Genomic DNA, 13,818 nt, shown 5'->3' on the forward strand with positions numbered 1-13,818 from the left:
TCAGGCCTCCCGGCTACGAGCACACATCATCGTTGCTTCGCAAACTACTTTACCGTCGACCAGAGCAACCCCTTTAAAACGGGTCAGGCCACGGCGCGTTTTTTCGAAAGTGACTTCCATGATCATTTGATCGCCTGGCACGACCGGGCGCTTAAAGCGCGCTTCGTCAATACCGGCGAAGTAGTACAGCTCACCCGGTTCCAGTTTTCCTACGCTTTTAAACGCCAGAATACCTGTTGCCTGTGCCATTGCTTCCAGAATCAGCACACCCGGGAAAATCGGTTTTCCAGGGAAATGGCCCTGGAAGAATGGCTCATTGACAGAGACATTTTTTACTGCGCGCAGAAAACGACCTTCTTCAAAATCCAGCACGCGATCCACCAGTAAGAACGGGAAACGGTGTGGCAGAAGTTCTAAAATCTCTTCAATCTGCAGAGTATGAGTGTTAGTAGTCAAGATACTCTTCCTGTCAAAATATAAGAAACGACAATAATAACACGGCCTGCCGCAATCGTAAGAATGAGACAGGCCGTAAAGTTTGGCGAACAAAAGATGGAACGTTAGTCTTGTTGATTAACCTTGCGCTCAAGCGATTTCAGACGCTTGCTCATATCATCAATGTTCATCACCAGTGCAGCGGTTTTGCGCCAGACTTTGTTGGGTTGCAGCGGAATGCCTGAGGAATAGACGCCAGGTTCAGTGATAGGACGCATCACCATACCCATGCCCGTAACCGTCACTTTATCGCATATTTCCATATGCCCGTTGATTACGCTGGCACCGCCGATCATGCAGTAACGACCAATTTTCAGGCTGCCCGCCATAATGACGCCACCGGCAACCGCCGTATTGTCGCCAATCACAACGTTATGTGCAATCTGGCACTGGTTATCAATGATCACGCCATTACCGATAATGGTGTCATCCAGAGCACCACGATCGATAGTAGTACAGGCACCGATCTCCACGCGATCGCCAATAATCACGCGACCAATCTGAGGGATCTTCACCCAGTTACCCCGATCGTTGGCATAGCCAAAACCGTCCGCACCTACCACCGTTCCGGATTGGATCAGGCAATTCTGACCGATCTGGATCTCATGGTAAATGGTTACGTTCGCCCAAAGGCGCGAACCTGCGCCGATTTTGCTGTTTTTACCAACGAAGCAACCGGCACCAATAATCACGTTATCGCCCAGCTCAACACCGGACTCAATCACCGCGTTCGCGCCAATCGAAACGTTGTTACCCAGCTTCGCCGTCGCGTCGATCACTGCACTCGGTGCAATGTCCTGCGCGGGCTGCGGCGTGGTATCTAAAATTTGCGCCATGCGCGCGTAAGTCAGGTAGGGATTCTTCACTACCAGCGCGGCACTTTTCGCGAAAGGAAGATCGTCCTGGGTCATGACAACCGCAGACGCCTGGCACAAGCCTAAATGCTCACGGTATTTTGGGTTAACCATGAACGTGATGTGACCTGTTTGTGCAGATTGCATGGACGCAACGCCGGTGATGACGATATCGCCATCACCGTGTAGTTCTGCATCCAACTGCTGCGCTAAATCAGCCAGTCGAATTGAAGGCATTACTTATTTAACCTGTTTCAGTACGTCGGCAGTGATGTCTTTTACATCGCTGCTGTTGTAAGCAACGGCGTTTGCATCAACAACCAGATCGATATCCTGGCTGTTGGCAACGGATTTCACAGCAGTCTGGATACGAGTAACCAGTTTGCCGCGTTCTTCGTTGGAACGACGTGCGCGATCCTGCTCAAAAGCCTGCGCTTTCTGAGCAAAAGTCTGGCGCTGAGCCATCACGTCTTTTTCCAGCTTAGTACGATCGCTACCGGCTTTCATAGACTGCAGCTTTTTCATTTTAGCTTGCAGATCGGTTTCCATACGCTGCAGTTCGCTGGCACGGCCTTTGAACTCATTTTCCAGCGTGTTAGAAACACCGGTTTTCTGTGCTACCTGCTGGAACAGGCTGCCCATATTGACGATTGCAATTTTGTCAGCCGCCTGAGCAGAAGTTGCCAGTGCTAAACCGAGACCTGCAGCTAATAACCACTTTTTCACAATAAACTCCTTACCATCCCATTTGCACCGGAGGGTGCAGTTCTTTGCGTGGCCCGGCGATCTTATATTGATCGCCTAAAGTCATCGCTACACTACCACTACATTCCTTTGTGGAGAACACTTACCAGGTTTTACCGATGTTAAACTGGAACTGTTCTGCCTTGTCTCCATCGTACTTTTTGAACGGCTGGGCGTAGGAGAACACCAACGGCCCCAATGGGGACATCCATTGTAAGGCGATACCCGCAGACATACGGATATTGCTTGGATCGCTATAGTCCGGATATCCAGAATATTGGCTGGAATCCCAGTTTGTATCCCAAACGGTGCCCATATCCCAGAAGAAGGAAGTACGAACCGAGTTAGCATACTTGTCGCTAATGAATGGCGTCGGGGTGATGAGTTCGAGGCTGGCAACCGCCATGGCGTTACCACCTACAGCATCATCCGATTTACACAGGTCTTTCGCTCCGTCCTGAGTCGCACATTCGTAATCGTAGTCCGGATCATAATTACTGGCCTGATGCGGGAAGTAAACTGCTTTCGGACCAATGGTGTTGGACTGGAAGCCACGCACGGTGCTGGAACCACCGGCATAGAAGTTCTCGTAGAACGGCATCTCTTTGCCGCCTAAACCATCACCGTAACCCCAACGAGTACGACCCAGAACAACCCATTTGTGATCGTCATCGATCGGTACATAAGTCGCCGTGTCTAACGTCACTTTGTAGTATTCGTTATCCGATCCCGGAATGGTCACTTTACCCGTCAAGTTGACACGCGAACCATCTGTCGGGAAGTACCCACGGTCAAGTTTGTTATAGGTCCAACCATAGTTGAACGTGAAGTCGTCCGTTTTGAAGCTGTTATCCTGATCAGAGGTGCTCGGATGTTCACCCATAGAGTACAGATAACGCCACATCGCAACCTGCGGCTGCATGTTGGACAGGGAGTTATGCACATAACCCAGACCTGCACGCAACGAGTTATATTCGTTGATCGGGAAGCCCAACGTCACGTCTGTACCATAACTCTTGTTGGTATAGTCGGACAGGTCGGCGTCATCTGCCTGGAAGTCATTATAGAAGAGACGGCCACCGAGGCTTACGCCATCTACGGTGAAGTACGGGTTGGTTACCGACAGTTCAGCATAGGTCTGGTAATCGTTTTTGGTTCCGTTGATACCAACAGCATAACCCGTACCTAACCAGTTATCCTGTTGCACGCCAGCCTGGAAGCTCACGCCACTTTCAGTACCGTAACCAATACCAAAGTTGAAGCTACCGGTGTTACGTTCTTTGACCTTGTAGACCACATCAACCTGATCCGGGCTACCCGGAACACGCTGAGTGTCAGTGTCGACTGTTTCAAAGAAGCCCAGACGATTCAGACGCTCTTTACCCTGATCGACCAGATCGCTACCCAGCCATGCCCCTTCCATCTGGCGCATTTCACGGCGCAGAACAGCATCTTTCGACGTGTCGTTACCTTCAAAACGGATCTTACGCACATAGAAACGGTTACCCGCATCAACGTTCACACGTAATTTAACGGTCTTGTCGGCATCGTTAATTTCAGGCATCGACTGTACGCGCGGATAGGCATAACCATAGCGACCGAGAAGCTTTTTAATGTCATCTTCCATTTTGGTCACTTTGGTGCCGTTATACAGCTCGCCCGGCTCGATCTTAGTCAACTGCTCAATTTCAGCGGAGTGCCCGGCAAGGTTACCGCTCACTTCAACGCCAGAAAGCTTGTACTGATCGCCTTCGGTGATGTTCACCGTGACGTAGATACCTTTTTTATCCGGCGTCAGACTGACCTGGGTCGAGTCGATGTTGAAACGGGCATAACCGCGATCCAGATAGTAACTGCGCAGGGTTTCAAGGTCGCCCGCCAGTTTCTGTTTCTGGTATTTACGATCGCCTACCACGTTCCACCACGGCACTTCGTCACGCAGCTGGAAATGAGAGATCAGTTCGTCGGTGGTGAAAGCATGGTTACCAACAATATTGATTTGTTGGATTTCTGCTGACACACCTTCCTGGAACACCAGTTTAAGGTCAACACGGTTACGCGGCAGTGGAGTCACGACAGCTTTTACGCTGGCGCTATATTTACCGACGCTGTAGTAGAAGTCTTCCAGACCTTTTTCGATATCAGCAATGGTGGTGCGATCAAGAGATTCGCCCACACGCACGCCAGAAGCCTCGAGGTTTTGCTTCAGCATGTCATCTTTCACCGATTTGTTCCCGGAGAAAGTGATGCTGGCAATGGTCGGACGTTCTTTTACCTGAACCAGAAGGGTATCACCATCACGAAGGACACGAACATCCTCAAAGTTGCCGGTAGCAAACAGAGCGCGAATGGTATTACTGATATCTTCATCATTAACCGTGTCGCCTGTGCGCACCGGCATACTGAGGAGGGCCGCACCAACGGCGACACGCTGAAGGCCTTCGAAATGAATATCTTTCACTACGAACCCTTCAGCACCGTATACGGTGGCGCTGCTAAACAGCAGCGACGCTATGAGCAACTTTTTCATCGCCATCGTTATTATGCGTTCTTCCTAACTAACTCTCATAACCGAGAGAAATCATTGAAAAGTGCAAGCCCCATTAACAGCACCAGCAGAATCGAGCCAATGCGATAACAAAAGTCTTGAACCCGCTCGGATACCGGTCCGCCCTTGATCTTTTCGATCGCAAGGAACAGCAGATGCCCCCCGTCAAGTACGGGCAACGGAAACAGGTTAATTATCCCTAAGTTCACGCTAATAAGCGCAAGAAACGGTAGATAATAAACAACCCCGAGTTCCGCTGTCATCCCAGCCCCCTTGGCGATAGAGATCGGCCCACTGAGGTTGTTCAGTTTCACATCACCGGTGATCAATTTTCCCAGCATACTGACCGTCAGCTTCATCAACTGCCACGTTTTGTCCGTGGCTTCGACGATGGCGTTGAACGGCCCATACTGGCGTACAACTTTATACTCATCTGGCAAAGGAATGACTTTCGGCTCAATGCCGACAAAACCAATCGCCTTACCATTGCCCGGTTTGCTCTCCGGGACTAATGTTAAAGACAAGGGACTCCCCTGCCTTTCGATTTCCAACGCTAAGTATTTACCCGGATTATCCCGGACAAGCATCACAAAGGTCACCCATTGCGTTAATGGCTGACCATCGACTTTAACGATCCTGTCGCCTGCTTGCAAACCCGCCTTGTTTGCCGCCGAATTTGGCTGCACATTTTCCACTACAGGTTCAATTTGCGGCCCACGGGGACGAATCCCCAAAGAAGATACTGGATCTTCTTTATCAGGCTCAAACGCCCACTGACGTAAATCGAGCTTTACATCTCGCCGCTGGTCGCTACCAAATGGTGCTACGGTAATGATGGTGCTTTCATCACCAATTTTATCGACCAACTGCAAACGCACGGCATCCCAATCAGGCGTTTCGATACCATCTACGGCTTTTAGTTCCGTTCCTGGTGCAATTTGTGCTTGTGCAGCTATCGAATTGGCTGATATTTCACCAACCACCGGGCGTACGCCAGGCACACCAATGATAAAAACCAGCCAGTAAGCAAAGATAGCAAAAATGAAGTTTGCAACCGGACCTGCGGCAATGATCGCCGCACGTTGGCCAACAGATTTATTATTGAAGGCATGGTGGCGAAGCTCCGGAGCAACCGGTTCAGCACGCTCATCCAGCATTTTGACATAACCGCCCAAAGGGATCAGGGCGATGACATATTCGGTGCCTAGCTTATCAGTTCGGCGCCAGAGCGCCTTACCAAAACCTATAGAGAAACGCTCAACGCGAACACCGCAACGCCGGGCAACCCAGAAATGACCAAATTCATGCACGGTGATAAGTACACCCAATGCAACGATGAACGAAGCCAAATCCCAGAGAAAACTCAGCATAATACCTTCCGTTAAAGCGTCCTGAATACCAGCAACAGCAGGCAAGCAAAGACCGGTACAGCAGCCGTCAGGCTATCAATACGATCCAAAATACCGCCATGTCCTGGAATTAAATGACCGCTGTCCTTAATTCCTGCTTCACGCTTAAACATGCTCTCGGTCAGATCGCCAAGCACTGAGGCTAACGCTGCGACAATAGAGCAAATGAGTAAGGTGACGGGTGCAACGTCCAGATTCGCCCACATGCCATAACCCCATGAGATTACCGCTGCGGTCGCGAGTCCGCCAATAAAGCCTTGCCAGGTTTTACCCGGAGAAACCTTCGGTGCCAGCTTATGTTTGCCAAACAATTTGCCAAACATATATGCGCCAGAGTCAGCGCCCCAGACCAGGATCATGACATAGAGCAGCCATATCGCGCCACTGTAATGATTCTCGTCATAGTGCCAGGCTCGTAACGCCAACATGCCCCAAAAGAAGGGAACAATAGTTAGCACGCCAAAGATAATGCGCAATGTTTTGGACTTACGCCATATTGTCGCGGAACCGGGATAGAATAACACCAGCAATAACGCGACAACCCACCAGCCAAGCGAAGCCCAAAGTGAGACCTCAACCAGTGGTTGATGGATATTTCGGTGATATTCCGGCAACAGAAAAAGCATCAGCGCCAACAATAACCCGCACAGCACCGCCAGCCATACCCGCTGCGAGCGAGAGGTAAAACCGCTAAGCTGTCCCCATTCCCACGCTGCCAGCATACAGACTACCAGCGTAACAATAGCGAACCCCACCGGCGGCAATAAAAATAGCGCCGCGATGACGACAGGTATTAAAACAAAAGCAGATATCAGGCGATACTTCAGCAAAAGCGACCCCCATCAGGCTGTTTCATCACCGGGCTCGGTGCCGCCGAAACGACGCTCTCGATTAGCAAAGGCATTTAGTGCCCCTTCAAAGTCTTGTTCATCGAAATCGGGCCAGAGAACATCTGTAAAGTAAAGTTCGGCATAGGCAATTTGCCAAAGCAAAAAGTTACTAATGCGATGCTCCCCCCCAGTCCTAATTACTAAATCTACAGGAGCCAGTTCATGCATACAGACATGCTGGTTTAGCATCTCTTCATCTATCTGATCCGGTTGCAGGTTTCCTTGCTGCACCTTTTCAGCCAGTTGCCTGACGCCCTGGACTATATCCCAACGTCCACCGTAGTTCGCCGCAATATTCAACGTCAGACCGGTATTCCCGGCAGTTAACGCTTCAGATTTACGAATACGTTCTTGCAAACGCGAGTTAAAACGACTGGTATCGCCAATAATACGCAGACGCACGTTATGTCGGTGCAGGCTTTTTACTTCGCTATCGAGCGCCCACACAAACAGTTCCATTAACGCACTGACTTCCTGCGCTGGTCGGTTCCAGTTTTCACTACTAAAGGCATACAGCGTTAACGCCTCAATACCGTTGTTGGCCGCAAAAGAGACCGCCCGGCGGACCGATTTAGCCCCGGCTTTATGCCCAAAGGCACGAATCTTCCCTTGCTTTTTTGCCCAGCGCCCGTTGCCATCCATAATGATCGCGACATGGCGACAGCCATGAACTGGCAATTTTTCGCTAAGTGGTTGAGTAGCAGACAACATCACGCGTTTCTTATTCCCTGACAGGGTTTACGGTACTCAGGAATACTGAAGCCTATACAAAAAAAAGCCGTGTAAAACCACGGCATACCTGACCTTAGAAAGCCAACTACTTACGATCAGATGGCGCAGACTATATCACTGAAGCCCTACGCTAACAAATAGCACGACTCTCTGTAGCCGGATTATCCTCAGCTTGCGAGACGCATCACCTCTTTTCTGGCGACCTCACGCGCACAGGCATCGACAGACAACACATCGTCCACGCATTGAGGTTCACGCATATCCATATTTTCCAGAACGGATAAATTCAATGCGGCGATATCCGTAAAGCGGATTTGTTGCGCAAGAAATGCAGCAACGGTGATTTCGTTTGCGGCATTCAATGCGGTCGTCGCAGCCTGGCCTTGTTCGAAAGCATCCATCGCCAGTTTCAGGCATGGATAGCGATCATAATCCGGTGCGGCAAATGTCAACGCACTCAGTTTGCAAAAGTCGAGCGGCTTCACGCCAGAGTTCACGCGATTCGGCCATGCCATGGTGTGGGCAATTGGCGTACGCATATCGGGTTCTCCCAGTTGCGCCAGAACGCTGCCGTCCTGATAACGCACCATTGAGTGAATCACTGACTGCGGGTGAATCAGCACTTCCATCTGGCTGGCACTGGCGTTAAACAACCAGCGCGCTTCAATGTATTCCAGACCTTTGTTCATCATGGTAGCCGAATCGACAGAAATTTTACGTCCCATCGACCAGTTCGGATGACGGCAGGCTTGATCGGGCGTCATTGTTGCCAAATCGTGCAATGGCGTCTCACGGAAAGGGCCACCAGACCCGGTAAGCAAAATGGACACCACGCCATTTTGCTCAAGGTCAGCGTATCCCAGATTGTGCTGGATAGGTTGCGGTAAACTCTGAAAAATGGCGTTATGTTCGCTATCGACCGGTAATAACTGCGCTTTACTCTGCTTTACGGCGTCCATAAACAGACGTCCACAGGTGACCAGTGATTCTTTGTTGGCCAGCAGTATGGTTTTACCCGCGCGGATAGCGGCAAGCGTAGGTAACAGGCCTGCAGCACCGACAATCGCCGCCATCACCTGATCAACATCTTCAAGCGCCGCCATATCACAGGCAGCCTGCTGACCGCTTAAGACTTCGGTGCAACTACCATGTTGTTGTAGCGTCGTTTTAAGAAGTTTCGCACTCGCTTCATCGTCCATTACGGCATAACGGGGAGAGAATTCCAGGCACTGTTCTACCATGCGAGTGACATTTTTGCCTGCCACCAGCGCAACTACGCGGAAGTGTTCGGGATTATGGCGCACCACGTCCAGCGTGCTGCAACCAATCGAGCCGGTCGAGCCCAGAATGGTGAGTTGCTTCATGAAACATCCAGAGTTGAGACAGAATAAAAAGCAAAACGCCGCCAGCCGATCCGCAAGGATCTACTGAGCGGCGTTTTTTGTCGTTCAAGAAATCAGAACTGCATCAGTTCTGCTTCTTTGTCTGCCAGCGCCGCTTCAATTTTCTTGATTGCAGCATCAGTCAGTTTCTGTACATCGTCCTGAGAACGGCGATCGTCGTCTTCGCTGATCTCTTTATCTTTCAACAGTGCTTTCACTTTATCGTTCGCATCACGACGCACGTTACGTACTGCAACACGCGCCTGTTCAGCTTCACCACGAACGATTTTAGTCAGATCTTTACGACGTTCTTCCGTCAGCGGCGGCAGCGGAACACGGATGTCGCTACCTGCAGAGTTCGGGTTCAGGCCGAGATCGGACGCCATAATCGCTTTTTCAACGGCCGGAGACATTGAACGATCAAACACGTTGATTTTCAGAGTGCGGGAATCTTCTACCGTTACGCTTGCCAGCTGACGCAGCGGCGTCGGCGTGCCGTAATATTCCACGACAATGCCATCCAGCAGGCTGGGAGAAGCACGACCCGTGCGTATTTTGCTGATTTGGGTTTTGAACGCTTCGACGCATTTGTCCATGCGTACTTCAGCATCTTTTCTGATATCGCTAATCACGTTACGAATCCTTGAAAACTTGTCTCAGTCAGACCAGACAGTCACACACAGTGGAAGTGTGCTAAGTATAGCCCTGATTAAACATATTACGGGTAATCGTCTGGATTATTAGGCTATTTTATTTGCCATTTTGCCCCCGGGCAGTGCTCGCCATCCTCACGTACTTATGTACGCTCCGGTTGCTGCGCGCTGACCGTGACCAAACTGCCTGCAACAATAACGCCTTATAACCAGACTTACGCCCCCGCGATACTTATGCGGAATCTTACCCTTATTTATCCATCACGGGAATTATTCCGTGATTAAAGTCCCTTCTTTTTCACCCATTACCACACGGCGCAGCGCACCCGGTTTATTCATGTTGAAAACACGAATCGGTAATTTGTGGTCACGAGCCAGCGTGAAGGCCGCCAGGTCCATTACTTTCAGCTCTTTTTCCAGAACTTCACTGTAGGTCAGCTGCTCGTACATAGTTGCAGTTGGATCTTTCGCCGGGTCAGCGGTAAACACACCGTCAACTTTGGTTGCTTTCAGCACCACATCGGCTTCAATTTCGATACCACGCAGGCAAGCTGCGGAGTCAGTGGTAAAGAATGGATTACCAGTACCGGCGGAGAGGATCACCACACGGTTGTTGCGCAACAGACTGATAGCTTCTGCCCAGCTGTAGCTGTCGCATACGCCATTCAATGGAATAGCGGACATCAGACGAGCGTTCACATAGGCGCGGTGCAGTGCATCACGCATTGCCAGACCGTTCATTACGGTAGCCAGCATCCCCATGTGGTCGCCCACAACGCGGTTCATACCCGCTTTCGCCAGACCAGCGCCACGGAACAGGTTACCCCCACCAATCACCACACCAACCTGAATACCCAGTTCAACCAGTTCTTTGATTTCCTGAGCCATGCGATCCAGTATGCTTGCATCAATACCGAAGCCTTCAGTGCCCTGCAGAGCTTCGCCACTCAACTTAAGCAGAATGCGTTTATAGACGGGTTTTGCATTGGTAGCCATGTTTCTTTCCTGAGACTGTCAACGATTGAAATGAATTAATACTAGCGACATTGTACGTCGCTTTTCAGCGCAGCCCCATAAGGGTTAACTGAATTTACAAGATGGGCGCAAAAAGAAGCCGCCCTCAGGCGGCTCCTTTTCGATAATTAAGACTGCTTGGACATCGCAGCAACTTCTGCTGCAAAGTCAGTCTCAACTTTCTCGATGCCTTCACCCACTTCGAAGCGGATGAAGCCAGTCACTTCAGCGTTATGCTCTTTCAGCAGCTGACCAACAGTTTTTGCCGGTTCCATTACGAACGGCTGACCGGTCAGAGAAACTTCGCCGGTGAATTTCTTCATGCGGCCTTCAACCATTTTCTCTGCGATTTCTTTCGGCTTACCAGACTGCATCGCGATATCCAGCTGTACCTGGTATTCTTTCTCTACCACTTCAGCAGATACGTCTTCCGGCTTGATGAATTCCGGCTTGCTTGCAGCAACGTGCATAGCGATGTGTTTAACCAGCTCTTCGTCAGCGCCTTTAGCAGCAACCAGAACGCCGATACGCGCACCGTGCTGATAAGAACCCAGAACGTCGCCTTCCAGCGCAGCAACGCGGCGAATGTTGATGTTTTCACCGATTTTCGCTACCAGCGCAACGCGTTCTTCTTCGAACTGTGCTTTCAGAACTTCAACGTCAGTGATTTTGCCAGCTACAGCTGCGTCCAGAACTTTGTCTGCGAACGCCTGGAAACCAGCGTCTTTTGCTACGAAGTCAGTCTGGCAGTTAACTTCCAGAATGATGCCGTAGTTGCCGTCGATTTTGGTTTTGATCACGCCGTCAGCAGCAACGTTGCCTGCTTTTTTCGCTGCTTTGATAGCACCGGACTTACGCATGTTTTCGATTGCCAGCTCGATGTCGCCGTTAGCTTCAGTCAGTGCTTTTTTGCAATCCATCATGCCTGCGCCAGTACGCTCACGCAGCTCTTTTACCAGGGATGCGGTAATTTCAGCCATTCTAAAATCCTCGGAAATGTGATCTGCCCGGCATTAAACCGCACAGATATAAAAGTGAAAAAGGGGGCCATATGCAGGCCCCCTAACCAAACGTGTACTACCTGGTCTATAAGGGCTCGTACGAGCGTGCCTTATTACTCAGCTTCTACGAAGCTTTCTTCCGCCTGGGAAGCCAGATCCTGAGAACGGCCTTCACGTACGGTTGCAGCAACAGCGCCCAGGTACAGGGTCACAGCACGGATTGCGTCGTCGTTACCCGGGATAACGAAGTCAACACCGTCCGGATCAGAGTTGGTATCAACGATAGCAAATACCGGAATACCCAGGTTGTTTGCTTCTTTGATAGCAATGTGTTCGTGGTCAGCATCGATTACAAACAGAGCGTCCGGCAGACCGCCCATGTCTTTGATACCGCCCAGGCTGTTTTCCAGTTTCTCCAGCTCACGAGTACGCATCAGCGCTTCTTTCTTGGTCAGCTTGTCGAAAGTACCGTCCTGAGACTGAGTTTCCAGGTCTTTCAGACGTTTGATGGACTGACGAACGGTTTTCCAGTTAGTCAGCATACCGCCCAGCCAGCGATGGTTCACGAAGAACTGGTCGCAGCTCAGAGCAGCGTCTTTCACCGCTTCGCTTGCAGCGCGTTTAGTACCAACGAAAAGGATTTTACCTTTGCGAGAAGCAATCTTGTTCAGTTCAGCCAGAGCCTCGTTGAACATCGGTACAGTTTTCTCAAGGTTGATGATGTGAACTTTGTTACGCGCACCGAAGATGAACGGCTTCATTTTCGGGTTCCAGTAACGGGTCTGGTGACCAAAGTGAACACCAGCCTTGAGCATGTCGCGCATGGAAACAGTTGCCATGATTAAAACCTCTATATAAAAGTTGGGGTTATGCCTCCACGTATCCCATATTACCGACCCCAAAGGGCACCCCGGAATATGTGCCGATACGTGTGTGTTGTTACACAAAGTGAGATTGTCGCTTCCGTCCAGTCTGTGTATACGAAATGGATCGGAAGTCCGGCGCGCTTTATACCACAAATACGCCGTGGACTCCAATAATTGTTGGCGCTGTGTACAGCATCAGACGCTGAATTTTCTATTATAGAAAACCCTCGGTGGCACGTTTCGCGAAGTTCAGAATGATTCTCAATTTGACAGGGTGTGATACCATTGACAGCACTTACATATATATTGTCGGTATCACCGACGCTGATGGACAGAATTAATGGCTATCTCAATCAAGACCCCTGAAGATATCGAAAAAATGCGCGTCGCTGGCCGCCTGGCTGCCGAAGTGCTGGAAATGATCGAACCCTATGTTAAACCGGGCATCAGCACCGGCGAGCTGGATCGCATCTGTAATGATTACATTGTGAATGAACAACACGCGGTTTCTGCCTGCCTCGGCTATCACGGTTATCCGAAATCCGTTTGCATCTCTATTAATGAAGTGGTGTGCCACGGTATCCCGGACGACGCCAAGCTGCTGAAAGACGGCGATATCGTTAACATTGACGTCACCGTAATTAAAGACGGTTTCCACGGCGACACCTCGAAAATGTTTATCGTCGGTAAGCCAACCATCATGGGCGAACGCCTGTGCCGCATCACGCAAGAGAGCCTGTACCTGGCGCTGCGTATGGTAAAACCAGGCATCAATCTGCGCGAAATCGGCGCGGCGATTCAGAAATTTGTCGAAGCAGAAGGCTTCTCCGTCGTTCGTGAATATTGCGGTCACGGTATTGGTCGCGGCTTCCATGAAGAACCGCAGGTGCTGCACTATGACTCTCCTGAAACCAATGTCGTGCTGAAACCAGGGATGACGTTCACCATCGAGCCAATGGTCAACGCGGGTAAAAAAGAGATCCGCACCATGAAAGATGGCTGGACGGTAAAAACCAAAGATCGCAGCTTGTCTGCACAATACGAGCATACTATTGTGGTGACTGATAACGGCTGCGAAATTCTGACGCTACGCAAGGATGACACCATCCCGGCGATAATCTCGCACGACGAATAAGAGGCAGACAAACGCAAAAATGCCTGATGTGCAACGCTTATCAGGCCTACCTTCTCCATTTGCAAGGAGTTGTAGGCTGGAGCACCCGGCATGAA

At 50.4% G+C, this 13,818-nt stretch carries 13 protein-coding genes; 1 reads left to right on the plus strand and 12 read right to left on the minus strand.

What is annotated here, in order from left to right; translation table 11 throughout:
- The 12 genes from fabZ to rpsB all read right to left on the minus strand — a co-directional run bounded on the left by fabZ (position 1) and on the right by rpsB (position 12,561).
- On the minus strand, positions 1 to 456 hold the full coding sequence (gene fabZ, locus BEG40_RS17995; protein ID WP_000210739.1) for a 3-hydroxyacyl-ACP dehydratase FabZ: 456 nt from the start codon (positions 454 to 456) through the stop codon (positions 1 to 3).
- 104 nt (positions 457 to 560) lie between these two features.
- Positions 561 to 1,586 carry a UDP-3-O-(3-hydroxymyristoyl)glucosamine N-acyltransferase gene (gene lpxD / locus BEG40_RS18000; protein ID WP_001139274.1) on the minus strand — a complete coding sequence of 342 codons (1,026 nt, stop codon included), beginning with the start codon at positions 1,584 to 1,586 and terminating at the stop codon, positions 561 to 563.
- A gap of 3 nt (positions 1,587 to 1,589) precedes the next feature.
- Complete coding sequence (gene skp / locus BEG40_RS18005; RefSeq protein WP_000758956.1) at positions 1,590 to 2,075, minus strand: molecular chaperone Skp; 486 nt, start codon at positions 2,073 to 2,075, stop codon at positions 1,590 to 1,592.
- Positions 2,076 to 2,196: 121 nt separating this feature from the next.
- Positions 2,197 to 4,629 carry an outer membrane protein assembly factor BamA gene (gene bamA, locus BEG40_RS18010; protein WP_001240898.1) on the minus strand — a complete coding sequence of 811 codons (2,433 nt, stop codon included), beginning with the start codon at positions 4,627 to 4,629 and terminating at the stop codon, positions 2,197 to 2,199.
- Between the two features lie 29 nt (positions 4,630 to 4,658).
- Positions 4,659 to 6,011, minus strand: coding sequence for a sigma E protease regulator RseP (rseP, locus tag BEG40_RS18015; RefSeq protein ID WP_105285875.1), 1,353 nt, complete (start codon positions 6,009 to 6,011; stop codon positions 4,659 to 4,661).
- A gap of 11 nt (positions 6,012 to 6,022) precedes the next feature.
- Positions 6,023 to 6,880 carry a phosphatidate cytidylyltransferase gene (cdsA, locus tag BEG40_RS18020; RefSeq protein ID WP_000922433.1) on the minus strand — a complete coding sequence of 286 codons (858 nt, stop codon included), beginning with the start codon at positions 6,878 to 6,880 and terminating at the stop codon, positions 6,023 to 6,025.
- Positions 6,881 to 6,892: 12 nt separating this feature from the next.
- Positions 6,893 to 7,651, minus strand: a complete 759-nt coding sequence (ispU, locus tag BEG40_RS18025) for a (2E,6E)-farnesyl-diphosphate-specific ditrans,polycis-undecaprenyl-diphosphate synthase (RefSeq protein ID WP_001517776.1) — start codon at positions 7,649 to 7,651, stop codon at positions 6,893 to 6,895.
- Between the two features lie 188 nt (positions 7,652 to 7,839).
- Entirely contained in the window at positions 7,840 to 9,036 is a 1,197-nt protein-coding gene (gene ispC, locus BEG40_RS18030; protein WP_000811944.1) for a 1-deoxy-D-xylulose-5-phosphate reductoisomerase, read from the minus strand.
- 92 nt (positions 9,037 to 9,128) lie between these two features.
- Positions 9,129 to 9,686 carry a ribosome recycling factor gene (gene frr / locus BEG40_RS18035; protein WP_000622418.1) on the minus strand — a complete coding sequence of 186 codons (558 nt, stop codon included), beginning with the start codon at positions 9,684 to 9,686 and terminating at the stop codon, positions 9,129 to 9,131.
- A 291-nt stretch (positions 9,687 to 9,977) separates the two neighbouring features.
- The gene (gene pyrH, locus BEG40_RS18040) at positions 9,978 to 10,703 is read right to left on the minus strand and encodes a UMP kinase (protein WP_000224573.1); all 726 of its coding nucleotides are present in this window, start codon (positions 10,701 to 10,703) and stop codon (positions 9,978 to 9,980) included.
- A gap of 146 nt (positions 10,704 to 10,849) precedes the next feature.
- Positions 10,850 to 11,701, minus strand: coding sequence for a translation elongation factor Ts (tsf, locus tag BEG40_RS18045; RefSeq protein WP_000818112.1), 852 nt, complete (start codon positions 11,699 to 11,701; stop codon positions 10,850 to 10,852).
- Positions 11,702 to 11,835: 134 nt separating this feature from the next.
- A complete protein-coding gene (gene rpsB, locus BEG40_RS18050) occupies positions 11,836 to 12,561 on the minus strand; it encodes a 30S ribosomal protein S2 (RefSeq protein ID WP_000246882.1) in 726 nt (241 codons plus the stop codon).
- Positions 12,562 to 12,928: 367 nt separating this feature from the next.
- Here rpsB and map point away from each other — a divergent pair, with 367 nt between their 5' ends.
- Positions 12,929 to 13,723, plus strand: coding sequence for a type I methionyl aminopeptidase (map, locus tag BEG40_RS18060; RefSeq protein ID WP_001018187.1), 795 nt, complete (start codon positions 12,929 to 12,931; stop codon positions 13,721 to 13,723).
- Positions 13,724 to 13,818 lie beyond the last annotated feature (95 nt).

The sequence above is a fragment of the Escherichia sp. MOD1-EC5495 genome (assembly GCF_002965965.1).
GTDB lineage: Bacteria > Pseudomonadota > Gammaproteobacteria > Enterobacterales > Enterobacteriaceae > Escherichia > Escherichia ruysiae.

Bases quoted from the DNA above. Each gene is read 5' to 3' on its own strand.
- rseP (WP_105285875.1), bottom strand. From the start codon at position 6,011: ATGCTGAGTTTTCTCTGGGATTTGGCTTCGTTCATCGTTGCATTGGGT.
- ispC (WP_000811944.1), bottom strand. From the start codon at position 9,036: ATGAAGCAACTCACCATTCTGGGCTCGACCGGCTCGATTGGTTGCAGC.
- bamA (WP_001240898.1), bottom strand. From the start codon at position 4,629: ATGGCGATGAAAAAGTTGCTCATAGCGTCGCTGCTGTTTAGCAGCGCC.
- map (WP_001018187.1), top strand. From the start codon at position 12,929: ATGGCTATCTCAATCAAGACCCCTGAAGATATCGAAAAAATGCGCGTC.
- rpsB (WP_000246882.1), bottom strand. From the start codon at position 12,561: ATGGCAACTGTTTCCATGCGCGACATGCTCAAGGCTGGTGTTCACTTT.
- lpxD (WP_001139274.1), bottom strand. From the start codon at position 1,586: ATGCCTTCAATTCGACTGGCTGATTTAGCGCAGCAGTTGGATGCAGAA.
- tsf (WP_000818112.1), bottom strand. From the start codon at position 11,701: ATGGCTGAAATTACCGCATCCCTGGTAAAAGAGCTGCGTGAGCGTACT.
- pyrH (WP_000224573.1), bottom strand. From the start codon at position 10,703: ATGGCTACCAATGCAAAACCCGTCTATAAACGCATTCTGCTTAAGTTG.
- ispU (WP_001517776.1), bottom strand. From the start codon at position 7,651: ATGTTGTCTGCTACTCAACCACTTAGCGAAAAATTGCCAGTTCATGGC.